The following is a 22,571-nucleotide window of genomic DNA, read 5'->3' as shown; positions in this document are numbered from 1 at the left end:
CACACCGGGGGCGTGGCAGGATGAGCGCCGTGAGACCGACCGGACCCCTGGACCGCGTGGCGGGCGCGCACGACGCCGCCGTCCTCGCCGTCGCGCGCCGCGGGGAACCGGTCGCCCGTGCGGGCCTCGCCGACGCCCTGCAGGTCACGCCGCAGGCGATCTCCAAGATCCTGTCCCGGCTCAGCGACCGCGGGCTGATGGAGGAGGCCGGCACCGTCTCCTGGGGGCCGGGGAAGCCCACCACCCTCTACCGCATCGTCCCCTCCTCCCGCCGGGCGATCGGCCTGCATCTGAGCCGCTCGCGCGTGCACGGCGTGGTGGCGGACCTCACCGGCGCGGTCGTCGCCCGGCACGAGGTCCCGATCACCCCCGGCGACGAGCCGGCGCAGCTGCTCGGCCTGCTGACGGGCGCCGCCCGGGAGCTGGCCCGCGCGGGGGACGGGGAGCTGCTCGGGCTGGGACTGGGCATGCCGGGGCCCGTCGACTCGAGCGCGGGCCGACCCCGCGGGGCCGCGCGCTCCGACCCCTGGCACGACGTGCCGCTGCGCGACCTCCTCGTCGAGGAGCTGCGGATGCCGGTGCTGCTGGACCACGACTCGCGGGCCGCCCTGGTGGGCGAGAGCTGGTCGCAGCCCGGTCTGCTCGAGAACGCGGCCCTGGTGCTCGCCGAGGACGGGCTCGGGGCGAGCCTGCGCCTGGACGGGACGATGGTCCGCGGCGCTCACTCCCAGGCCGGGGAGGTGGGGCACACCGTGGTGCAGCTCGGCGGCGTCCCCTGCCCCTGCGGACGCCGCGGCTGCGCGCAGGCCGAGTACCGCGCGGCGCTGGACCGCGGCGACGATGCTCTCGCCGCGGAGGTCCTGGCCGCGGTGGTGCTGAACCTCGTGCGTCTGCTGGACGTGGATCGCGTGGTCCTGGGCGGGCGCTCGATGTACGCCCATCACGCCGCGTCGATGGACGCCGTCCGCCGTGCGCTCGCGGAGGGCCTGCACGGGGAGTCCTGGGTCCACGTCGAGGTGATGCTCTCCACCCGGGGGGTCGACCTCATCGCCGCCGGCGCGGCCTGCGAGGTGCTCGAGCACGAGTACGGCCTGCCCACCGCGCTGGTGGGCCCGTCGCCGGAGTGAGGAGCGCTCAGGGGCGCGGGCCGAACACCGCCGAGCCCACGCGCACGATCGTCGCGCCCTCCTCGACGGCGATCTCCAGGTCCCCGCTCATCCCCATCGAGAGCTGGTCGATCCCCGGGACGTCCAGCTCGTCGCGGAGGGCGTCCCGCAGCTCCCGCAGCCGGTGCAGGGAGGCCCGCACGGCCGTCTGCTCGGAGGTGTTCGCCCCGATCGTCATGAGGCCGACGGGCCGCAGCGTCGCGCTGGAGCGCAGCCGCTCCACGACCGGCGCGAGGGCCTCGAGGGTCGGGGCGTAGCCGCCCTTGGACTCCTCCCCCGAGGTGTTGACCTGGATCAGCACCTCGCGGACCACGCCGGCGAGGGCGGCGCGGCGCTCGAGGGCGTCGGCGATGTCGTCGCGGTCCACGCTGTGGATCAGCTCCGCGAAGGCGACCACGTCCCGGGCCTTGTTGGTCTGCAGGCGGCCGATGAAGTGACGGGGCACGCCGTTGCCCGCGAGCAGCGGGTCGTCATGCTTGGCGATCTCCTGCGCCCGGTTCTCCCCCACCGCGAAGGAGCGGCCCCGCTCCCGCAGCGCCTCCACCGCGGCGGCGATCTCCGCCGGGGTGCGGGTCTTGGTGGCCAGCAGCAGAGTGACCTCCCGCCCGTCCCGTCCCCCGCGCGTCGCGGCGGCGTCGATCCGTGCGAGCACGGCGTCGAGACGGTCGGAGAGCTCAGCGGAGGAGGAGGCCATGGCCACCATTGTGGCGGATCCGCCCGCGTGCCCCCAACGGGACTCGAACCCGTACTGCGCCGCTTTTAAGGCGGCCGCCTCTGCCGATTGGGCTATGGGGGCGGGGACCCAGCCTATGCTGGAGCGCATCATGACCGCGCCCATCCGATCCCTCGCGGACTCCCTGCGACGGTTCGGCGACGACCGCCTCGAGGCCCTGCTCGTCGCCCGACCGGACCTCGCCTCGCCCGTGCCGCGGGGCATCGGACCGCTGGCGGCACGCGCCGCCGGCGCCACCTCCGCGCGCCGGGCGCTGGACTCCCTCACCCTCCCCGAGCTCCACCTGGTCGAGGCGCTCGCGGTGCTCGAGGACGGCGTCTCCCCCGCCCGCCTGGCCGCGGCGGTCTCCTCCGACCCGGCGTCGATCTCCCCGGAGCTGGAGCGGCTGACCACGCTCGCGGTGCTGTGGGGCGAGGACGCGCTGCATCTGGTGCGGCCGCTGCGGGAGGGGCTGCGCACCCCCGCGGGCCTGGCCGCCGAGCATCCCGAGGATCCCTCGCCCGAGGAGGCCCTCCGACGCGTCGAGGCGGTGCGCCGGCGCGCCCCCGAGGTGCTCGACGCGCTCGCCTGGGGCCCGCCCACCGTCCAGGGGACGGGGACGCTCGCCGGCCGCCTCCGGCAGGCCGGGATCGTGGTGGCCGACGGCGATGCGCTCCGCATCCCCCGCCCCGTCCACCTGGCCCTGCGCGGCGGTCGGGTGCGCCGCAGCCACGCCGCGCAGCGGCCCGCTCCGGAGGGCCCCGAGCTCACCGAGCGCATCCCCGGCTCCCGCACGGCCCAGGCCGTCGAGCGGGCCGTCGAGGCGCTGCGACTGCTGGGCACGGTGCGGAGCTTCGACGAGGACCCGCCGGGGGTGCTGCGCCGCGGCGGGATCCCGCAGCGGGACCTGCGGCGGCTCGCGGAGCGCGCCGGGGCGCCGCTGCTCACCTATGCGACCGTGCTGCAGTCGGCCTGGGAGGCCGGACTGCTGGGCCACGACGGCCAGGAATGGCGTCCCACGGCGGACTGGGACGCCCATCGGCTCCAGGGCGCCGAGCAGCGCTGGGCGGAGCTGGTGCTGGCCTGGGCCGCCGGGCACCACCTGGCGGCCGTGGTGGGGACCCCGGACTCCTCGGGCACCGGGCGCTCGCTGATGTCGGACCTCACGCGCCGGGACGGGGTGCGCACGCGGCGCACCGTGCTGCTGCGCATCCTGCGCACCTCCCCGGGCCTGGACGCCACCGAGGAGTCCCTCGCCGCCGCGCTCTCCTGGTCCTTCCCGCTGGTGCCCGCCGAGGTGATCCGGGAGGAGGTCGCGGCGCTGCTGGTCGAGGGCCGGGCGCTGGGCCTGCTGGACGGCGGGGCGCTCACCCTGCTGGGCCACGAGCTGGTGCTCGCCCTCGACGAGGACGTCACCGCGGCCGACGCCCGCCTCGCCGCCGCCCTGACGGAGGCGGCGCCGCCGCCGGTCGACGAGGTGCTGCTGGACGCCGATCTGACCGCCGTGGTCCCCGGACGGCCCGCGGAGCGCCTGCTGCCGCTGCTGGACTGGACCGAGCCGATCTCCCGCGGCGGGGCCCTCACGCTCCGCTTCACCGCGGCCTCGGTGCGCCGAGCCCTCGGGGACGGCCGGGACGCGCAAGCCCTGCTCGCGCTGCTCGAGGACGCCTCCCGCTCCCCCGTGCCGCAATCCCTGCGCTATCTGCTGCAGGACGAGCAGCGCCGTCACGGCCGCCTGCGCATCTCCCGCGCCCAGACGGTCCTCACCGCGGAGCCGGAGGTGCTGGACCTGCTGCAGGCGGCCCCGGAGGCCACCTCCCTCGGTCTGCACCGCCTGGCCCCCACCGTCGCGATCAGCCTGGGCGATCCCGGCTACGCGCTGCAGGTGGCCCGGCAGGCGGGGCTCGCGCCGCAGGCCGTCGGCGCCGACGGGCGGCCGGTGCCGGCCGACCTCTCGCACTCCCTGCGCGGCGGACCGGTCGACCCCGACCTGGTCACGATCGAGGGCCCGGCCCTGCCCCTGCCCGCCGCCGAGGCGGTCGCGCGGATCCGCGCGGCCGAGGACGGGCAGACGGAGCTGTCCGTCACCGACCGCCTGCTCGAGGCGATCGCGCAGGAGACGGAGATCCCGATGGGGATCGTCGACGGTCGCGGCGGCGTGGTCGTCAAGCGGGCCCGACCCCTCTCCCTCGAGGGCGGTCGGCTGCGGGCGCGCGAGCACGGCCACGACGAGGAGTTCACGGTGCTCGTGCACCGGGTGGCGCTCGACTGACCGTTTCCGACGAGGCGATGGGGAGTCCTCCCCATCGTGCTTTCATGGTGCCGTGCGGTTATGATCACCCACGACGTCGGCGAATTCACAGTGACGGCCGCCGTCACCGCGAACGGGGAATACCTTCCCGCACCACGAAGGGGACACATCATCATGACCAATCAGAACTACTCCGCCCCCGCCCCCGGCGCGCAGGCTCCCGTCAGCAAGACGAAGTGGATCGTCCAGCTGATCGTCTCGTTCCTGTGCGGCGGCAACATCATCACCGTGATCCTCGCGATCCTCGGCCTGGTCAAGGCCGACACCGATCTCGAGGCCGCGAACAAGTACTACAAGTGGGGCTGGATCGTCTTCGCGATCGTGTGGGTCCTGGTGATCATCATGTGGGTCATCCTGCTGCTCACCGGCGCGTTCACGGCAACTGTCGACACCTACTGATCCGCCGCCGCCCGCACGGCGGCGAGGAGGACGCGAAGAAGGCCCGGACCTCGAGGTCCGGGCCTTCTGCCGTGCTAGGAGCCGATCACCAGTCCTGCTTGGTCTCCCGGCGGTCCTCGGACCACTCCACGTGGAAGGTGCCCTCGGCGTCGACGCGCCGGTAGGTGTGGGCGCCGAAGTAGTCGCGCTGCGCCTGGACCAGGGCGGCCGGCAGGCGCTCGGCGCGCACCGAGTCGTAGTAGGACAGCGTCGAGGCGAACACCGGCACGGGGAACCCGCTCGCGGCCGCGAAGGACACGATGCGGCGCCAGGCCGGGATGCACTGGGCGATCTCGGCGGTGAAGTACTCGTCCGCCAGCAGCAGCGGGAGCTTCGCGTCGCGCTGGTAGGCCTCGGTGATCCGGTCGAGGAAGCGGGCGCGGATGATGCAGCCCTCGCGCCAGATCCGGGCCATGTCGCCCAGGGCGATGTCCCAGCCGTACTCCGCGGCGCCGGCGGCGATCTCGTCGAAGCCCTGCGAGTAGGAGACCAGCTTCGCGGCGTAGAGCGCCTTCTGCAGGTCGTCGATGAACTGCGCCGGGTCGGCGATCTCGAGGCTCTGCGCCTCGGCGGGCAGCACGGCGCGGCCGGCCTCGCGCTGGGGCGTGCCGCCGGAGATCGAGCGGGCGAAGGTGGCCTCGGCGATGCCGGTGACCGGGACGCCCAGGTCCAGCGCGGTCTTCACGGTCCAGGCGCCGGTGCCCTTCTGGGCGGCCTGGTCGAGGATGACGTCCACGAAGGGCTTGCCGGAGGTGACGTCGGTGTGGTGCAGCACCCCGGCGGTGATCTCGATGAGGAAGGACTCCAGGTCGCCCTTGTTCCACTCGTCGAAGACGTCGCCGATCGCGGAGGCCTCCATGCCCAGCGCCTTGGACATGAGGTCGTAGGCCTCGGAGATGACCTGCATGTCGGCGTACTCGATGCCGTTGTGCACCATCTTCACGAAGTGGCCCGCGCCGTCCGCGCCGACGTGCGTGCAGCAGGGGGCGCCGTCCTCGGCCTTGGCGGAGATCTTCTCGAACATCGGGCCGAGGCGGTCGTAGGACTCCTTGGTGCCGCCGGGCATGATCGAGGGGCCGTTGAGCGCGCCCTCCTCGCCGCCGGAGACGCCGGTGCCCACGAAGTGCAGGCCCTTCTCGCGCAGCGCGGCCTCACGGCGACGGGTGTCGGTGAACAGCGCGTTGCCGGCGTCGACGATGATGTCGCCCTCCTCCATGAAGGAGGCGAGCTCGTCGATGACGGCGTCGGTGGGGCCGCCGGCCTTGACCATGATGATGGCCACGCGCGGCTTCTGCAGGGAGGCGACGAACTCCTCGGTGGACTCCGACGGGTAGAACTCGCCGTCGCCGCCGTGGTCGGCGATGACCTTCTCGGTCTTCGCGACGCTGCGGTTGTGGATGGCGACCTTGAAGCCGTTGCGGGCGAGATTGCGGGCCAGGTTGGAGCCCATCACCGCCATTCCGGTGACACCGATGTCGGCGACATCGGCGGGGGACGGAGCAAAGCTTGCCATGGGATCTCCTCAGGTCGGGAAAATATCGAACCGGGCCGGACCGCGCGTCCGACGACAGGCCGCCGGAGCGGGCGCACCGGTCCATTCTCCCCCATCCTAGAGACCCGCGCCCGCCCGCGGCCGGGCGTGCCGCCCCTTGTCACGGTCCCGTACCGTGGCCCCGTCCCGACCCCGCCCGGAGCCGTCGAGCCCCGTTCCGCGAGAGTGAGCAGCCTGATGACCGTTCCCCCGCCGTCGAACGTCCCCGACCCCTCGGGCATCCCGCCCGGCACGGACCTCTCGAGCGATCTGGGCGCGGCGCTGCGGTTCGCGGGCACGGGACTGCTCCGCAGCCCCGTCCCCTTCCTCGTGGCCGGGCTCGTCTACTCCGTCGTGATGCTCCTCGTCATCGGCGGCGGGGTGGCCGTGGCGATGGTCGTGCTGTTCTCCCGGCTTCAGGAATCGGGCGCCCTGGACGCCTCGGAGACCGTCCCGTGGACCGAGATGCTCCTGTTCTACGCCGTGACGGCCGCGATCGCCCTGCTGGCGGTCCCGTTCACGATCCTGTGGCAGTCCGGATCCGCCCGTGCCGCGGAGACCCTCCTCGAGGGCCGGCGCCCCGGCATCGGCCAGGCGATGATCGGGCCGGGCCGGGTGCTCCTGACCGCCCTGCTGGTGCTGGTGATCGTCGGAGTCGGCCTGCTGCTGTGCTACCTGCCGGGGCTCGTCGCCGGGGTGCTGCTGATGTACGCGATCCCGGCCGCGGCCCGCGGAGCCTCCCCGCTGGCCGCGCTGGCCGAGAGCGTCGCCCTGGCCCGGGCGAACCTCGGCACCACGATCGTCGCCTGGCTGCTGATCGGCGTGGCCTCCTCGATCGCCTCCGCCGTGGTCGTCGGCCTCGTCGTCGCCATCCCGTTCATCGTGCTCTTCGAGGTCGGCATGTACGAGCGCCTGAACGGTCGGCACCTGCCCGAGCCCGCCGCCGCCTGAGCGGCGTAGCCTGAGCGGATGACCGCCGGCCCCCTCATCGTCCAGAGCGACAAGTCCCTCCTGCTCGAGGTCGACCACCCCCGCTCCGCCGCGGCGCGCGCCGCGATCGCCGCCTTCGCTGAGCTCGAGCGCGCGCCCGAGCACATCCACACCTACCGCATCACCGACCTGGGGCTGTGGAATGCACGGGCCGCGGGGTACGACGCGGAGACCGTCATCGCCGCCCTCGTCGACCATTCCCGCTACCCGGTCCCCCACGCCCTGCTGGTCGACGTCGCGGACACCATGGACCGCTACGGCCGCCTGCAGCTGCGGGCGGACCCCGTGCACGGCCTGGTGCTGCAGGCGCTGGACCGCGCGGTGCTCGAGGAGATCTCCCGGGCGCGACGCATCCAGGGCATGCTCGGCGCCCGGGTCGACGAGGCGACGGTCGTCGTCCACCCCTCCGAGCGCGGCGCCCTGAAGCAGGCGCTGCTGGCGCTGGGCTGGCCCGCGGAGGACCTCGCCGGCTATGTGGACGGCGAGGCGCACCCGATCGCGCTGGACGAGGACGGCTGGTCGCTGCGGCCGTACCAGGTGGAGGCGATCGAGGGCTTCCGCCACGGCGGCTCCGGGGTGGTGGTCCTCCCCTGCGGAGCCGGGAAGACGCTGGTGGGCGCCGGGGCGATGGCGGCGATGCAGCGCACCACCCTGATCCTGGTCACCTCGACCGTCTCCGCGCGGCAGTGGCGCGCCGAGCTGCTGAGGCGCACCAGCCTCACCGAGGACGAGATCGGCGAGTACTCCGGGGCGACGAAGGAGGTGCGCCCGGTGACGATCGCGACCTATCAGGTGCTCACCATGAAGCGCCGGGGCGTCCAGCCCCACCTGGAGCTCATGAGCGCCCGCGACTGGGGGCTCATCCTCTACGACGAGGTGCACCTGCTGCCCGCCCCGGTCTTCCGCATGACGGCGGACCTGCAGGCCCGCCGACGGCTGGGCCTGACCGCGACCCTGGTGCGCGAGGACGGGCGCGAGGGCGAGGTGTTCTCGCTCATCGGCCCCAAACGCTACGACGCCCCGTGGAAGGACATCGAGGCCCAGGGCTACATCGCCCCGGCCGACTGCACCGAGGTGCGGGTCGCGATGCCCGCCGAGGACCGCATGGCCTACGCCATGGCCGAGGCCGGGGACCGCCCGCGCCTGGGGGCCGCGCATCCGGCGAAGACGGACGTGGTGCGGCGGATCGCGGCTCGGCATCCCGGGGAGCCGATGCTCGTGATCGGTCAGTACCTCGATCAGCTCGAGGAGCTCGCCGAGCAGCTCGGCTGCGACCTCGTCACCGGGCAGACCCCCGTGCGGCGGCGCCAGGAGCTGTTCGAGGCCTTCCGGGCCGGCGAGATCTCCCGCCTGGTGGTCTCGAAGGTCGCGAACTTCTCCGTCGACCTCCCCGAGGCCTCGGTCGCCGTGCAGGTCAGCGGCGCCTTCGGCTCGCGCCAGGAGGAGGCCCAGCGACTGGGCCGCCTGCTGCGCCCCAAGGCCGACGGCCGCACCGCGCACTTCTACACGGTCGTCATGCGCGACACCCAGGACCAGGACTACGCGGCCCATCGCCAGCGGTTCCTCGCCGAGCAGGGCTACGCCTACACGATCGTGGACGCCGACGACCTCGAGACCTCCCTGGACGACCGCCCGGCTGGCTAGAGTGGCACGCAGCACACCCTTCCCCGCCGCTCCGCCGGCCCACCCGAGGAGATCGACATGACCTCATCCGAGGATCCCACCCGTCCCGCGGGTCGCACCCCGGCCGACGCCCCGTCGGGCGAGGACCGGCCCGCACCGCGCCCGGCCGCCCCCGCCGAGCCGCCGACGCCCCGGACGCCGCGGGAGCCCTCGACCGGCGAGGGGTCCGCGTCCCGCGGCGGGAAGACCGCGGGGCTGTGGATCTCGATGATCCTCGGCGCGATCGTCCTGGTGCTGCTGTTGATCTTCGTGATCCAGAACGGCCAGACCGCGAGCTTCGAGTACTTCGCCGCGACCTTCGAGCTCCCCCTCGGCGTGGCGATGCTGTTCGCGGCGATCGCCGGGGCCCTGGTCATGGCGCTGGTCGGTTCGGTGCGGATGATCCAGATGAGCTGGACCATCCGCAAGCTGCGCAAGCTCCAGGAGCAGGGCTCGCGCGGCACCCGCTGAGGCCGCTCAGAGGGCATCCAGGTGATTCCCAAGCAACGGGAGGACGGTAGAGGCATGACTGCCACCGACGATCATGACTACGAGGCACGGCTCCTCGTCGTCGACGACGAGCCCAACATCCGCGACCTGCTCGCGACCTCCCTCCGCTTCGCCGGCTTCGAGGTGTTCACCGCCTCGAGCGGCAACGAGGCGATCCGCGAGGCCACTGAGAACCAGCCCGATCTCGTGGTGCTCGACGTGATGCTGCCGGACATGGACGGCTTCACCGTCACCCGGCGCCTGCGCGACCGCGGCGAGAAGTACCCGATCCTCTTCCTCACGGCGAAGGACGAGACCCAGGACAAGGTCGCCGGACTCACCGTCGGCGGCGACGACTACGTCACCAAGCCCTTCAGCCTCGAGGAGGTCGTGGCCCGCATCCGCGCCGTGCTGCGGCGCACCCACGGCGGCTCCGAGACCACGGTGGACAGCTCCCTGGTGGTCGGCGACCTGCGCCTGGACGAGGACTCCCACGAGGTGTACCGCGGGGACGTGAACATCGAGCTCTCCCCCACCGAGTTCAAGCTGCTGCGCTACCTCATGCTCAACGCCGGCCGGGTGGTCTCCAAGACCCAGATCCTCGACCACGTCTGGGACTACGACTGGTCCGGGGAGGTGGGCATCGTGGAGTCCTACATCTCCTACCTGCGCCGCAAGATCGACGTGATCGGCGATCCGATGATCCACACCAAGCGAGGCATCGGCTACGTCCTGCGCGCGCCCGAAGGCTCCTGAGGCTTGGCCCTGCCGAGCCTGCGCACCGAGCGGCCCGTGTCCCTGTGGACGCGGATCGTCGCGCTCATCTCCCTGCTGCTGGTGCTCGGCACGGTCATCACCGGGAGCCTCTCGCTGTTCCTGCTCAACCGCACGCTGATCCAGTCCGTCGACTCGAACCTGCAGGCGGGCATGGGCGAGATGCTGTCCCTCGCGCAGGAGCGCCTGGCCAGCGATGACGAGGCCGCCCGTGACAGCACGTACACCCCGGTGGAGTACGCGGTCGAGATCCGCGACGAGAACGGCGACCCCATCCTCACCGACGTCGTCCACTACGGGCACGGCGATCCCACGGTCCCCTTCCCGGAGCTGACCGACGAGCAGATCCTGCAGCGCGGAGGGCGCCCCTTCACGGTGGTGGACTCCCAGGAGAACCGCTGGCGCGTCATCGCGATGGTCAACACCGGCCCCGATCACGGCAGCGTGTACGTGGCCCTGCCGCTGACCGGCGTGGACCGCACCATGCACGAGATGGCCCTGGTCATCGTGCTGGTGGGCACGCTCGTGGTGCTGGTGGGGATGGGCGCCGGCGGGTACGTGACGCACCGGGCGCTCGAGCCGCTGCGCGACGTGGAGTCCACCGCCTCCCAGATCGCCGGCGGCGATCTCTCCCGCCGCGTCCCCGTCACCGACACCTCCCTCGAGGTGCACGACCTCGCACTGTCCCTCAACGAGATGCTGGTGCGGATCGAGCAGGCCTTCGCCGCCCAGTCCGCCTCCGAGGAGCACGCCACCCGCTCCGAGGCGCGGATGCGGCGCTTCGTCGGCGACGCCTCGCACGAGCTGCGCACCCCGCTGGCCGCGATCCGCGGCTTCGGCGAGCTGTACCGGATGGGGGCGCTGGGCACCGACGAGGACGTCGCCTCGGCCATGCGGCGCATCGAGGACGAGGCGCGACGGATGGGCTCGCTGGTGGAGAACCTGCTGCGCCTGGCCCGCCTCGACGAGAACCCCGATCTCCCGCTGGAGCCGGTGGACCTCACCGACGCGCTCTTCGACGCCGCGCAGGACCTGCGCGCCCTGGATCCCGACCGGCAGGTCATGGTGGTCTCCCTCGCGGGCACCCCGGTCTCCGTGCAGCCGCACGTGTCGATCGGCGTGCTGGGCGACGAGGCGTCCCTGCGGCAGGTGATCCTCAACCTGGTGGGCAACGCCAACCGCCACACCCCCAAGGGGTCGCCGGTGGAGATCGCGGTGGGCTACACCGCCCCGGACACGGTGCGGATCGAGGTCCGCGACCACGGCGAGGGGATCGACGACGACCAGCGCGAGAAGGTCTTCGAGCGCTTCTACCGCACCGACTCCTCGCGGGTCCGGGCGGCGACGCAGGGCGGCGGGGCCGGTCTGGGTCTGTCGATCGCGGCCACGATCGTGCAGCAGCATCGCGGCAGCATCGGGGTGATCGAGACCCCCGGCGGCGGCGCGACCTTCTGGGTCCAGCTGCAGGGCACCGAGATCGCCCCCGAGCAGCAGTCGACCCCCGATCAGCTGCGCGCGCTGACGGGCGGGAGCCCGGACGAGCCCCCGGCCGACACTCCGGAGAGCCCCTCCTCGCCCTCGCGCTGAGCACCCCTCAGGCCGACGTCCCGTCCTCGAGCACCTGCCCGACGAACCCCTCCTCGCCGCGACCCCGGGCGAGGGAGTCGAGCATCTGCAGCAGCGCGAGCGCGGCGCGCCGGCCCTGCTCGTCGTGGGACTCGACCCGGGGCGGGCCCCCGGGGCGGTCCTGCGTCAGACGGAACGCCCCCGGCGCCGCGGACTCGGCGCCCGGCAGCGGGTCGACGTGCCCGATCATCCCGTGGATGAGGTCGCGGGGCACGACCTCCAGGCCCAGGGCCGCGGCGTGCTCGGCGCTGCGCCGGGCCCGGGCGTCCGGGCGGTCCCGCAGCCGGATCCGCAGACCCGAGGCGATGAGGATCCGGGTCAGCTCGCCGTCGGCGACGAAGCGGACGCCCACCGCCTCGAGCTGCTCCCGGGCCCCGAGCGGCCAGTCGTAGTGGTCGAGGTCGAAGGCGCGCGGGGGCAGCCCGGCGCGGGCGGCGCGCTCGTGGAGCTCCGCGAGCGAGGCGTCGGAGATCAGGTGGCCCCAGAGGGTGCCGTGGCGGGGCCAGCGCGGGGTGTCGGCGTAGACGGTCATGCGCGGCTCCCCGCCAGACGGCGCAGCAGGCTCTCGAGCGGTCCGCGCCGGTCGTGCGCGCGCAGGAGGACCGCGAGCGGGATCATGGCGAGCCAGGCCGCCAGCACCAGCGCGGCGGCGCCGGCGGTGCCCAGCCGTGCGCCGAGGTCCAGCGTGTACGGCGGGAACAGCGCGGCGAAGAGCAGGGACTGCGCGATGTAGACGCTCAGGGAGACCGCGCCGAGCGCCTCGACGCCCCGCACCCCCGTGCCCAGCCACCGCTCGCGGCGCCGAGGATGCGGACCGCCCTCGAGCACCCGCTGGGCGAGCAGGGCGGCGCCCGCCGCGACGCCGAGGGCGAGGACCAGGCCGGAGTACTGGTGGAGCACGCCGAGGACGCCCAGCACGATCTCGTCGGGACCCGGCGTCCCCGCGCCGCCGCGCAGCAGCACCACGGTCAGCGGCACCGCGCCCAGCAGGCCGATCCCCAGGCCCCAGCGGGTGACCGGCACCAGCAGATCCCGGTTCGCGGAGACCTCCTCGAGCAGCCGCAGGCGCGCGGCGATCGCCCCGAGCGCCATCGGCGTGAGCAGGCCCAGGTCCCAGAGCGGGGCCGTGAGCACGCCCCGCAGGGCGGGGAGGGTGCGCAGCTGCACGGCAGAGAGATAGTCGGGGGCGGAGGCAGAGGCGTATCCGCTCCCGCCCCGCAGGCCGATGGTGCCGTCCGCCCAGCCCCAGACCCCGAGGGCGGGCAGGGCCAGCACCGCGGCCAGCGGGAGCATCACCCGGTGCCGGCTCACCAGCAGCACGCAGAGCATGCCGACCACCGCGTAGGCGACGAGGATGTCACCGCTGAACAGGAGGATCGCGTGGGCGAGCCCGATCCCGAGCAGCACCAGGTGGCGGCGCGCCATCCGCCCGGTGAACATCCGCGCCGTCTCCCCGCGCTCACGGGCGCGGCGGTGCAGGACGCCGATGCCGTACCCGAACAGCAGCGCGAACAGCGGGAAGGCGCGATTGTCCGCCAGCAGCGCGACGAGCACGTCCACCGAGCGATCCAGGGCGGTCGCGCCGCTCTGCTTGAGCAGCACGGTCCAGTCGCTGCCGTGCAGCCAGCCCACGAGGTTGGCCAGGCCGATGCCCAGCAGGGCGAGGCCGCGCGCGAGGTCGGGACCCCCGGCGCGCCGGGCGAGCGGGACGGAGACCGGGGCCGCGACCGCTCCGGACCTGCGCGAGGTCCCCGGGCGCAGCGGCGCGGACATCAGCGGGGGTCGACCGGCGTGCCCTGGTGGTGCCGCAGCAGCCAGCGGTCGCGCGTGCGCACCCAGAGCGAGCTGCGGTGCGCGGTGCCGTGCGGGCCGACGGTCGTGTACTGCAGGAGCACGGCGCCCGGCACGATCTCCTCGGCGACGAGCTCCTCGGCGCGCAGCCCGGGGACCGGGGCGAGGGCGGCGAGGATCTCCTCGCGGTCGTAGCGCCGCCCGCTCGCACCGATCTCGGTGAACTCCGGGTGCAGCAGCTCGGCGGCGCTGGGCGGATCGGCGCGCAGGGCGTCGGAGAGCAGGGCGAGCTCGCGCGAGGTGACCTGCTCGAAGGACGTCGCACCGGGGGCGTCGGCCACCAGGACGGTCTCCTCGCCGGCGCTCGAGCAGCGTGAGGGCTCGGGGGCGGTCCGGTCCAGGAGGCTGAACAGGTCGTCGGCGGGCTCGTCGGCCGGGACCGCAGCGGCCGCGGCCCGGTACCCGGGCCCGCACTCCGGATCGCGTCCTCGCGAGAAGGCCGTCGCGGCGGCGTTCGCACGCCGGTCGGCGGCCTCGTTCAGCGCATGGCCCGAATGCCCCTTGACCCACTCGAACTCGACGCTGCGTCCGGCGAGGGCGCGGTCGATGTCCTTCAGCAGCTCGACGTTCAGCACCGGCTTGCCGTCCTTCTTGCGCCAGCCCTTGCGCTTCCAGCCCGGCATCCACTTCGTCACCGAGTTGATGACGTACTGGCTGTCGCAGAGGATCCGCAGGTGCTGATCCGCGTCCGCCGCGGTGGCCTCGAGCAGGTCCAGCACGGCCTTCAGCTCGCCCATGTTGTTGGTGCCGTGGGGCCAGCCGCCCGCTCGCCAGGTGGTCTCGTCGATGTACCAGGCCCAGCCGGCGGGCCCGGGGTTGCCGAGGGCGGAGCCGTCGGCAGCTGCGGTGATGCTCATGCGCTCATCGTTCCACAGCCCACGCGGGCGATCGTCATCCCGGCGCTGGTGGGCGGGTGATCCATGGCGAGCATCGCCGCGGGGAGGTCCTCGAGGTCCAGGAGCCGGCCGACGGTCGCCCCGAGGTCGAGGCGGCCGCCGGCGATCTCCTCCAGCAGGTCCCGGTACTCGGCGGCGGCGAGGCCGTGGCTGCCGAGGATCTGCAGCTCCTGGGCGATCACCCGGCCCATCGGCAGGGGCGCCTCGGCGTCCTCGCCGAGCAGCAGGCCCACCTGGACGTGGCGTCCGCGGGGGCGCAGGGAGCTCAGCGCCGCTCCGGCGGTCGCGGCGGAGCCGAGCGCGTCGAGGCTCACGTCGGCCCCGCCGTCCGTCGCCGCCCGGACCTGCTCGGCGACGTCGGCGGCGAAGGGCACCGGGGTCGCGCCCAGCGCCGCGGCGGCCGCGAGGGCGCGCTCGGAGACGTCGACGGCGAGCACCTCGGCCCCGATGGCGCGGGCGACCTGCACCGCGGCGAGCCCGAGGCCTCCGCAGCCGTACACGACCACGCACTCGCCGGGCGTCACCGCCGCCTGCGCCCTCACGGCGTGATACGCGGTGCCCACCCGGCAGCCCAGACCCGCCGCGAGCGTCATGTCGATCCCGTCCGGGAGGGGGACGAGGTTGTGGTCCGCCTCGATGACCACCACCTGCTCCGCCCAGGAGCCGGGCAGGTCGAAGCCGGGCTGGCGCTGGGCGGGGCAGACCTGCGTCGCCCCCGCCCGGCACTGCGCGCAGCGCCCGCAGGAGAGGATGAAGGGCGCGGTCACCCGGTCCCCGGGCGCGACGCGCGTGACCCCGGCCCCCACCTCCTGGACCACCCCGGCGAACTCGTGGCCGGGGATGTGCGGCAGGTGGACGGTGTCGTCATGGCCCTGCCAGGCGTGCCAGTCGCTGCGGCACACCCCGGTGGCGTGCACGGCGATCACGGCGCCGCGCGGCGGGCACACGGGGTCGGGGACCTCGGCCAGCGCGGGCTGCGCCCCGAAGCCGTCGTAGCGCACCGCCCTCACGGCGCATCGTCCCCGGCCGCCGGCTTCTCGAAGGTCGCGACGACGCTCTCGCGCACGAAGCCGAGGGCGTCGTAGAGGCGGGTCGCGCCGGTGAGCGACTCGGCGTCGACCTCGAGCTCGGCCCGCGCGAACCCGGCCGCGGAGCCGGCGGCGAGGCTGTGGGCGATGGCGGCGCGGGCGAGGCCCCGGCCGCGCGCCTCGGGGCGGGTGCCCACCAGGGCGATGTGGAGCACGCCCGGGACGTCCTCGTCGGTGAGGACGTAGGCGAGCACGGTGCCGCGATCGTCGCGCGCGATCGAGGACAGCTCGCGGCGCGCGGTGTGCGCGGACCAGAAGCGGTTCCAGCGCTCGGCGGAGATCGGTGCCGATCCCCAGTGGTCGGCGAAGGCGGCCAGATGCGCCGCGTGCGTCGCCTCGCGCAGCGCGTCCGTCGGCGCGATGATCTCCGCGCCGTCGACCGCCGCCGGCGCGGACGCGGGCAGGGCGCAGGACATGACCAACCAGCTGCGGGCGCGACGATAGCCGCGACGCTCGAGCAGCGGACGGACCTCCGCGCCGCCGGGACCGGATCCCTCCTGCGGGTCGCGGCCCCCGCCGATGCGCAGGACCGCGTTCTCCGCACTCCCGTGGCGCGCACGGGCGAGCTCGAGAGCGCGGGCCTCGGACCAGTCCAGCAGCTCGGTGCCCCGGCCCTGCCGGCGGTGCTCCGGGTCCACGCCGCCCATCAGCTGGCAGCGCACACGCCCGTCCCGGTCCACGGCGGCGTGGACATCGACGATCGCGACGCCGATCAGCTCCTCCCCTGCGCGCAGGGCTCGGGTGTCCCGCGGCAGGTCGAGCTCGGGACTGGTGAGCCACTCGCGGACGCTCGGCTCCTGCACGGGCTCGCCGAGCTGGTCGGCGACGTCGATCCGGTTCAGCAGCGCGGTGAGGGCCGGGACGTCCTCGAGGGTGAGGGCGGAGCGGGTGATCGGGGCATGGGTCGTGGTCACCGGAGAAGTCTACGGAGCCAGCCGGTACACGCTCACGTGGCTGCGGGACTCCGCGGTGAACTCCGAGCGGTCCCAGTCCGCCCAGCGGCTCTCGAGGGTGAATCCCGCCAGCTGCGCCATGAGGTCCAGCTCGGAGGGCCAGATGTAGCGGTGCGGGGTGCGGCCGATGCGCGCGCCGCGCGCGCCGTCCACCGCCGGGTCGAAGCGCACGTGGTGCGAGACGAGGTGCTGGGCGAGGGTGTCGATCGTGTCGACGAGCAGGTAGCCGGGCTCGGAGACCTCGACGGTTCCGCCGTGCCCGGGGGCCAGCGCCCGCAGCTGGGGCACCCACAGCTCGATGACGAAGCACCCGCCGGGGGCGAGGTGGCGGGCGGCATTGCGGAAGCACTCGACCTGCTGCTCCTGGGAGAGCAGGTTCGAGATGGTGTTGAACACCAGGTAGGCGAGGGAGAACCCCTCCCCGGCGCTCGCGGTGGTCATGTCGCCCTCGATCACCGGCAGGTCCTCCGGCCCGATCTTCTGGCGCAGGCGCGCGATCATCGCGCCCGAGAGCTCGATGCCCGTGACGTCCACGCCCGCCTCGGTCAGCTCGATCGCCACCCTCCCGGTGCCGACGGCGAGCTCGAGCGCCCGGCCCCCGGCGGCGAGCTCGGCGAGCACCTCGACGGTGGGGCCCAGCACCTCCGGGGCGAACATGCCCTCGCCGGGGGTGTCGTACTCGGCGGCGGCCTGCTCGTCCCAGAGGCGGGTCTGATCGATCATGGCCCCATCCTGGGCCCGGCGGGGCGGGGAGGTCACGCGAATATCCCCGCGCCGCCGGGCCCGGTCCGGGTCAGTCCTGCTCGAAGGCGGCGGGCCGCTGCTGGACGGCGCGCAGGCGGGACAGGTCCAGCTTGCGGCCGCGGGCGAAGTCGACGATGCCGTTCTTCTCCTGGAAGACGTCGGTCATCTGCGTGTAGCAGTAGCCGAACATCAGCGGGTCCTCGAGCAGCACCCGGGTCAGGCCCTCGAAGCGCTTGTAGAGCTCCTCCTCGCTGCGGATCCGCTGGCCGTAGCCCCAGGACTCGGCGGCGTTGTTGCCGGCGCGGGAGGCCTCCTCCGCGGCCCGGGCCTCCTCCTCGTTCCACCAGATGCCGCCGTACTCGGAGACGAAGTAGGGCTGGCCGGCGTAGTCATGGGAGAAGGCGCCGTCGGCGAAGGCCATCTCGTCGATCCCGAGCTCGCGGCGGTTGGTGTGGGGCCGGCCCTCGGCGAGAGGAGCCTGCTCGACGCGGAAGCGCTCGGGATCCTGCTCGTAGGAGTGGGAGTCGTAGACGTCGGCCCCGCGCACCCGATGCGAGTAGCCCGAGGCGTCGAGCACGGGGCGGGTGGGATCGGCGAGCTTGGTCGCGTCGTACATCGCCTGGGTGACGTCGTCCAGCTGCGTGATCCGGTCGTGGAGCACCTGGTGGGTCTCGTTCAGCGGGCACCAGCCGATGATGCTGGGGTGGTTGATGTCGCGGCCGACGGCCTCGATCCACTGCCCGATGAAGCTCGCGGTGGGCTGCTGGTTGTCCCCCTCGGGGCCGAAGCCGTTCGCGCCCCAGTCGCCGAACTCGCCCCAGGTGAGGTACCCGTGAAGGTCCGCCCAGAACAGCATGCGCTGGTCGAAGACCTTCTGGTGCAGCCGGGCGCCGTTGAAGCCGGCCTCGAGCGCGAGGCGGATGTCGGTCGTGAACGCGGCGTCCTCGGGGGCGGTCATGAAGGACTGCTCCCAGTAGCCCTGGTCGAGGACCAGGCGCTGGAAGACCTTCTCGCCGTTGAGACGGTACTCGTGTCCGTTCAGCGAGGTCGAGCGCAGGCCGGTGTAGGAGCGGACCGCGTCCAGCTCGGCGCCGTCGGCGTCCAGCAGGCGCACCGTCAGCGCGTACAGCTCGGGGGCGCCGGCGCCCCACACGCGGACCTTGTCCGCGGGGACCTGGAGCGCGAGGTGCGGGGCGAGGTCGAGGTCGGCGCGGACCTCGGCGCGGGCCACCTCCTCGCCGCCGGGCTCGGAGAGCACGGCCTGGAGGCGGGTGCCGGCGGTGCTGCGCGCGAGCGGGACGTCCACGGCGAAGGAGGCGCCGGCCAGGGACGGGATCACCCGCAGCGAGCGGATCTCGTCGGCAGGGACGCCCTCGAGCCAGACGCTCTGCCAGATGCCGGTGGTGCGGTGGTAGTCGGCGTGGGTGGGGCGGAAGACCTGGGACTGCTTGCCCCGGGCCTGCGGCGCGCCGTGCGGGTCACGGGCGCGCACCACGATCTCCACCTCGGACCCGGCGACGACGCCGGGCACGGTGGAGAGGTCCGCCGCGAAGGGGGTGAAGCCGCCGCGGTGACGGGCGACCTCGACGCCGTCCGCCCAGACGGTCGCGTCGTGGTCGACGGCCTCGAAGCGCAGGATCGGGCGCAGTCCCTCCCAGCTCGCCGGGATGCTCACGCGGCGGCGGTACCAGACCGCCTCGAGGAAGTCGCGGTTGCCGATCCCCGAGGCCTCGGTCTCCGGGGCGAAGGGCACCGTGATGGTGGTGGCGAGCTCACGCTCGAGCAGGCCGCGCTCGCGGCCCGAGTCGCCCTGGTCGATCTCGAACTCCCAGGTCCCGTTGAGGGTCAGCCAGGCATCGCGCTGCAGCTGGGGGCGGGGATGCTCGGGACGGGGCGCGTCCTGCGCGGCGGACGGCGCGGCGTCCAGCAGCGCGGCGAGCTCCTCGGCGCGGGCGAACAGGGAGCGCAGGTGCTCCGGGAGAGCAGGGGCGGAAGAGGGCACGGAGGACTCCTGGGATCGTGGTGCTCGTCGCTGAGGGGCGCGATCGGTCATGAACCAGTCAAGCGCACCCGACCCAGAATTGCAACGTGAGAATCCCAGGTGTCCGCCGCGGTCCTCAGGCTCCCTCGTCCGCGCCGGGGACGGGCCGGGTGGAGCCGCGCTCCACCAGGCGGTGCGCGATGACGGTCTCCTCCGCCCCCGCGGGGACCGCGCTCTCCTCCCCCTCGGCCTCACCGCTCGCGGCGAGCGCGGCGTCCAGCGCCGCGGCGACGAGCGCCTCGAGGTCCGGGGCGATGCTGGTCAGGGTCGGCGTCGACCAGGCGGCCTCGGGGACGTCGTCCCAGCCGATCACCGCGACATCCTCGGGCACCGCGAGCCCGCGCTCGCGCAGCGCGCGGAGCGCGCCGAGGGCCATGAGGTCGTTGGCGGCCACCACGCCGTCGACCTCGATCCCGGCCTCCAGCACGGAGAGCGTCTCCCGGTACCCGCCCTCCCGGGTCCACTCCAGCCCCTCGCGCAGCAGGTCCGGATCCTGCGGGAGATCGGCGTAGCGGCTCGCGGCGCGGAAGCCCGCCAGGCGATCGGTGCCCGTCGAGCGTACCGAGCGATCGGCGCCCAGGAACAGCAGGCGGCGATGCCCACCGGCGACCAGATGGCTGACGGCATCGGCCGCGGAGGCCACGTTGTCGATCGCCACGTGCGTGACGTTCGCGGCCCCGGGGAGCCGCTCCCCGAGCAGCACCACCGGCGGTCCGGCGGTGCGCTCGAAGAGGTCCGCGGGGTCCAGCGCGGAGGGCGAGAGGATCACCGCGTCGACCGGTCGGGCGGTGCGTCCGCGCACGTGGGCGCGCTCGACCTCGATGCTGTGCAGCGAGACCTCGACGCTCACGGTGTAGTCGCGCTCGCGGGCGGCGGCCTGCATCCGCTCGGCGAGCCGGGCGAAGTAGGGGTTCTGCAGCTCGGGGACGACGAGGGCGATCGAGCGGGTGGGGCCGCCGCGCAGCTCCCGACCCACGTGATTGGGCACGTAGCCGAGCTCCTCGATCGCCGCGAGCACCCGCGCACGCGTCTCCGGGCGCACCACGGGGCGCTCGTTGACCACGTTCGAGACGGTCTTCCACGACACCCCGGCGTGCTGTGCGACGTCCTTGATGCTCACCCTGCGTGCCATCTCGTGCTCCTCCGCGATCCCTCGTGATGCCGTGCTCCGCTGCGGCCCTCCCGGCAGTATCCCGGACCGGAGGTGGGACAGGGGTATCTCACATCCGCACGGAAGATCGTTCCCCCTGGACACGGGCGGGTCTACCGTGGGTCCAGCGTGCCGTCATCCCGCCGCGGCACAGGTCCTCCCGTCGGGGGTGACCGCGCAGCACTGACGCCGCTGCCACGGCAGCCCGGCACTCGCGCAACGGGCGGGATCTGCATCTTCAGAACGGATTCCCGTGACCTCCCCCGATTTCGCACGCCTCGGCGTGCCCCCTGTCCTGGTCGGCGCCCTCGCGCCCCGGGGCATCACCCAGCCCACCCCCATCCAGGCCGCGACGCTGCCGGACTCCCTGTCCGGACGCGATGTCCTGGGCCGGGGCCGCACGGGCTCGGGCAAGACCTACGCCTTCCTGCTGCCGCTGGTGGCGCGGCTGATCGCCGAGCCCCGCAAGCGCGCCGCGCGCCGCCCGCGCTCCCTGATCCTCGCCCCGACCCGCGAGCTCGCCGCGCAGATCGCGGAGTCCCTGCAGCCGCTGGAGGCCGCCGCCGGCCTGCGCAGCGCCGTCGTCTTCGGCGGGGTCGGCCAGAACCCCCAGGTCAAGGCCCTCGCCGGCGGCATCGACGTGCTGATCGCCTGCCCCGGCCGCCTGCTCGACCTCATGGGTCAGGGGCACGCGGACCTCGGCGCCGTCGAGATCACCGTCATCGACGAGGCGGACCACATGGCCGACATGGGCTTCCTCCCGATGGTCAAGCGCATCCTCGAGACCACCCCGAAGCGCGGCCAGCGGATGCTCTTCTCCGCCACCCTCGACTCCGGGGTCAACAAGCTCGTCAAGCAGTTCCTCCACGAGCCCGTCACCCACTCCGCGGACCCGGCCACGAGCCCCGTGGGCACCATGGAGCACCACGTGCTCGAGGTGGACGCCGCCGCACGCTTCGACGTGCTGCGCGATCTCGCGGCCGCTCCGGGACGCACGATCATGTTCACGCGCACCAAGTACGGCGCGAAGAACCTCGCCCGCAAGCTCAGCGCGCGCGGCGTGGACGCGGTGGACCTCCACGGCAACCTCTCGCAGAACGCCCGCACCCGGAACCTCGAGGCCTTCGGCTCCGGGAGCGCGACCACGATGGTCTGCACCGACATCGCCGCCCGCGGCATCCATGTCGACGAGGTGGCGCTCGTCGTCCACGCCGATCCGCCCGTCGAGCACAAGGCCTACCTGCACCGCTCGGGCCGCACCGCCCGTGCGGGCGAGTCCGGGACGGTGATCACCGTGCAGACGCCGGAGCAGAAGCGCGACGTCAGCGACCTGATGCGCAAGGCGGGGATCACCCCCGAGTACCACGCACGTGTGATCCCCACGAGCGCCGTGCTGCAGGAGCTCGCCCCGGGCGAGCGCACCGAGATGCACGAGCCGCGCGAGGTCGCCCCGGCCCCGCAGCAGCAGGGTCAGGGCCGTGGCCAGGGCGGCGGCCGCGGTCGCGGTCAGGGCGGCGGCCGCGGTCAGGGCGGCGGTCGCGGCCGCGCCCAGGGCCAGCCCTCGGGCGGCGGCCGACGGGGTGGCCAGGGCCGCTCCGGCGGCGGTCGCCGCGAGTCCGCCCCCGCGCGCTACTCGACCTCCACCGGCGACTCCCGGTGACCGAGCAGGTTCCCGGCGGCGGGAGGCGGCGCGCGGCCGCCGCGAGCGCCCACAGCATCGACGAGATCCTCGAGGCCTCACGGCGCGGGGTGGATCGCATCGCACCGCACCGGCTGCTTGCGCTGATGGAGCAGGGCGCGCACGTGCTGGACATCCGCCCCGCCGCGTTCCGCGAGGCCGAGGGGCATCTCCCCGGGGCCACCGTCATCGAGCGCCTCGTGCTCGAATGGCGGCTGGACCCGGGCAGCGCGGAGCGGATGGACGACGGCCCGGAGCACGACGATCTGGTGGTCGTGGTCTGCACCGAGGGGTTCTACTCCTCGCTCGCCGCGAGGGACCTGCGGGACCTCGGCTTCCACCGCGCCACGGACCTCATCGGCGGCGTCCGCGCGTACCGCGCGGCCGGCCTCCCGGTCCAGGTCGAGGCGACGCGGAGCGTCTCCTGATCGAGTGATCGCCCGACGGCGAGGAGGGGCGGTGCCTGCGGGC

20 protein-coding genes and 1 tRNA gene are annotated in these 22,571 nt (G+C 73.9%); 10 read left to right on the top strand and 11 right to left on the bottom strand.

Going from position 1 to position 22,571, the window contains the following annotated elements; all coding sequences use genetic code 11:
* The first annotated feature begins 20 nt into the window (after positions 1–20).
* Positions 21–1,127, top strand: a complete 1,107-nt coding sequence (locus CXH06_RS12290) for an ROK family protein (protein WP_114855488.1) — start codon at positions 21–23, stop codon at positions 1,125–1,127.
* A gap of 7 nt (positions 1,128–1,134) precedes the next feature.
* Here CXH06_RS12290 and CXH06_RS12285 read toward each other — a convergent pair whose 3' ends face one another.
* Together CXH06_RS12285 and CXH06_RS12280 are read right to left on the bottom strand one after the other, a co-directional pair.
* On the bottom strand, positions 1,135–1,860 hold the full coding sequence (locus CXH06_RS12285; protein WP_114855548.1) for a YggS family pyridoxal phosphate-dependent enzyme: 726 nt from the start codon (positions 1,858–1,860) through the stop codon (positions 1,135–1,137).
* Between the two features lie 28 nt (positions 1,861–1,888).
* A tRNA-Leu gene (locus CXH06_RS12280) sits at positions 1,889–1,962 on the bottom strand.
* Positions 1,963–1,990: 28 nt separating this feature from the next.
* Between CXH06_RS12280 and CXH06_RS12275 the strand changes: the two genes are divergently transcribed.
* Together CXH06_RS12275 and CXH06_RS12270 are read left to right on the top strand one after the other, a co-directional pair.
* Positions 1,991–4,150, top strand: coding sequence for a helicase-associated domain-containing protein (locus CXH06_RS12275; protein WP_114855547.1), 2,160 nt, complete (start codon positions 1,991–1,993; stop codon positions 4,148–4,150).
* 153 nt (positions 4,151–4,303) lie between these two features.
* On the top strand, positions 4,304–4,588 hold the full coding sequence (locus CXH06_RS12270; protein ID WP_232820337.1) for a hypothetical protein: 285 nt from the start codon (positions 4,304–4,306) through the stop codon (positions 4,586–4,588).
* A gap of 85 nt (positions 4,589–4,673) precedes the next feature.
* Here CXH06_RS12270 and gndA read toward each other — a convergent pair whose 3' ends face one another.
* Positions 4,674–6,140, bottom strand: coding sequence for an NADP-dependent phosphogluconate dehydrogenase (gene gndA, locus CXH06_RS12265; RefSeq protein WP_114855487.1), 1,467 nt, complete (start codon positions 6,138–6,140; stop codon positions 4,674–4,676).
* 216 nt (positions 6,141–6,356) lie between these two features.
* Between gndA and CXH06_RS12260 the strand changes: the two genes are divergently transcribed.
* From CXH06_RS12260 to CXH06_RS12240, 5 genes are read left to right on the top strand one after another with little or no spacing between them, the layout of a single operon-like run.
* Entirely contained in the window at positions 6,357–7,109 is a 753-nt protein-coding gene (locus CXH06_RS12260; RefSeq protein ID WP_114855486.1) for a hypothetical protein, read from the top strand.
* 18 nt (positions 7,110–7,127) lie between these two features.
* Entirely contained in the window at positions 7,128–8,792 is a 1,665-nt protein-coding gene (locus CXH06_RS12255; protein WP_114855485.1) for a DNA repair helicase XPB, read from the top strand.
* A gap of 57 nt (positions 8,793–8,849) precedes the next feature.
* Positions 8,850–9,281, top strand: coding sequence for a lipopolysaccharide assembly LapA domain-containing protein (locus tag CXH06_RS12250; protein WP_114855484.1), 432 nt, complete (start codon positions 8,850–8,852; stop codon positions 9,279–9,281).
* A 54-nt stretch (positions 9,282–9,335) separates the two neighbouring features.
* Complete coding sequence (locus CXH06_RS12245) at positions 9,336–10,055, top strand: response regulator transcription factor (RefSeq protein WP_114855483.1); 720 nt, start codon at positions 9,336–9,338, stop codon at positions 10,053–10,055.
* Positions 10,056–10,058: 3 nt separating this feature from the next.
* Positions 10,059–11,660 (top strand): HAMP domain-containing sensor histidine kinase, encoded by a 1,602-nt coding sequence (locus CXH06_RS12240; RefSeq protein WP_114855482.1) that lies wholly within the window; start codon positions 10,059–10,061, stop codon positions 11,658–11,660.
* Positions 11,661–11,667: 7 nt separating this feature from the next.
* Here the strand turns inward: CXH06_RS12240 and CXH06_RS12235 are convergent, their stop codons facing one another.
* From CXH06_RS12235 to CXH06_RS12200, 8 genes are all read right to left on the bottom strand, one after another.
* Positions 11,668–12,231 (bottom strand): DUF4031 domain-containing protein, encoded by a 564-nt coding sequence (locus CXH06_RS12235; RefSeq protein ID WP_114855481.1) that lies wholly within the window; start codon positions 12,229–12,231, stop codon positions 11,668–11,670.
* The gene (locus tag CXH06_RS12230) at positions 12,228–13,472 is read right to left on the bottom strand and encodes a DUF418 domain-containing protein (protein ID WP_114855480.1); all 1,245 of its coding nucleotides are present in this window, start codon (positions 13,470–13,472) and stop codon (positions 12,228–12,230) included. The genes CXH06_RS12235 and CXH06_RS12230 overlap by 4 nt, the downstream gene beginning before the upstream one ends.
* Positions 13,472–14,407 carry a ribonuclease HI family protein gene (locus CXH06_RS12225; RefSeq protein WP_114855479.1) on the bottom strand — a complete coding sequence of 312 codons (936 nt, stop codon included), beginning with the start codon at positions 14,405–14,407 and terminating at the stop codon, positions 13,472–13,474. The genes CXH06_RS12230 and CXH06_RS12225 overlap by 1 nt, the downstream gene beginning before the upstream one ends.
* The gene (locus tag CXH06_RS12220) at positions 14,404–15,456 is read right to left on the bottom strand and encodes an alcohol dehydrogenase catalytic domain-containing protein (protein WP_114855478.1); all 1,053 of its coding nucleotides are present in this window, start codon (positions 15,454–15,456) and stop codon (positions 14,404–14,406) included. The genes CXH06_RS12225 and CXH06_RS12220 overlap by 4 nt, the downstream gene beginning before the upstream one ends.
* Positions 15,453–16,448: a GNAT family N-acetyltransferase gene (locus CXH06_RS12215; protein WP_114855477.1), complete on the bottom strand. Its 996-nt coding sequence runs from the start codon at positions 16,446–16,448 to the stop codon at positions 15,453–15,455. The genes CXH06_RS12220 and CXH06_RS12215 overlap by 4 nt, the downstream gene beginning before the upstream one ends.
* Before the next feature lie 9 nt (positions 16,449–16,457).
* A complete protein-coding gene (locus CXH06_RS12210) occupies positions 16,458–17,210 on the bottom strand; it encodes a class I SAM-dependent methyltransferase (protein ID WP_114855476.1) in 753 nt (250 codons plus the stop codon).
* A gap of 70 nt (positions 17,211–17,280) precedes the next feature.
* The gene (locus CXH06_RS12205) at positions 17,281–19,233 is read right to left on the bottom strand and encodes a glycoside hydrolase family 2 protein (RefSeq protein WP_369832990.1); all 1,953 of its coding nucleotides are present in this window, start codon (positions 19,231–19,233) and stop codon (positions 17,281–17,283) included.
* A gap of 115 nt (positions 19,234–19,348) precedes the next feature.
* On the bottom strand, positions 19,349–20,404 hold the full coding sequence (locus CXH06_RS12200; protein ID WP_114855474.1) for a LacI family DNA-binding transcriptional regulator: 1,056 nt from the start codon (positions 20,402–20,404) through the stop codon (positions 19,349–19,351).
* A 271-nt stretch (positions 20,405–20,675) separates the two neighbouring features.
* Here CXH06_RS12200 and CXH06_RS12195 point away from each other — a divergent pair, with 271 nt between their 5' ends.
* Positions 20,676–22,082 (top strand): DEAD/DEAH box helicase, encoded by a 1,407-nt coding sequence (locus tag CXH06_RS12195; RefSeq protein WP_114855473.1) that lies wholly within the window; start codon positions 20,676–20,678, stop codon positions 22,080–22,082.
* Complete coding sequence (locus CXH06_RS12190; RefSeq protein ID WP_232820336.1) at positions 22,079–22,528, top strand: rhodanese-like domain-containing protein; 450 nt, start codon at positions 22,079–22,081, stop codon at positions 22,526–22,528. Before CXH06_RS12195 ends, CXH06_RS12190 begins: the two co-directional genes overlap by 4 nt.
* Positions 22,529–22,571: the final 43 nt, after the last annotated feature.

The sequence above is a fragment of the Brachybacterium sp. YJGR34 genome, assembly GCF_003347015.1.
Taxonomy (GTDB): domain Bacteria; phylum Actinomycetota; class Actinomycetes; order Actinomycetales; family Dermabacteraceae; genus Brachybacterium.
This window is presented reverse-complemented; position numbering and strand designations above follow the sequence as displayed.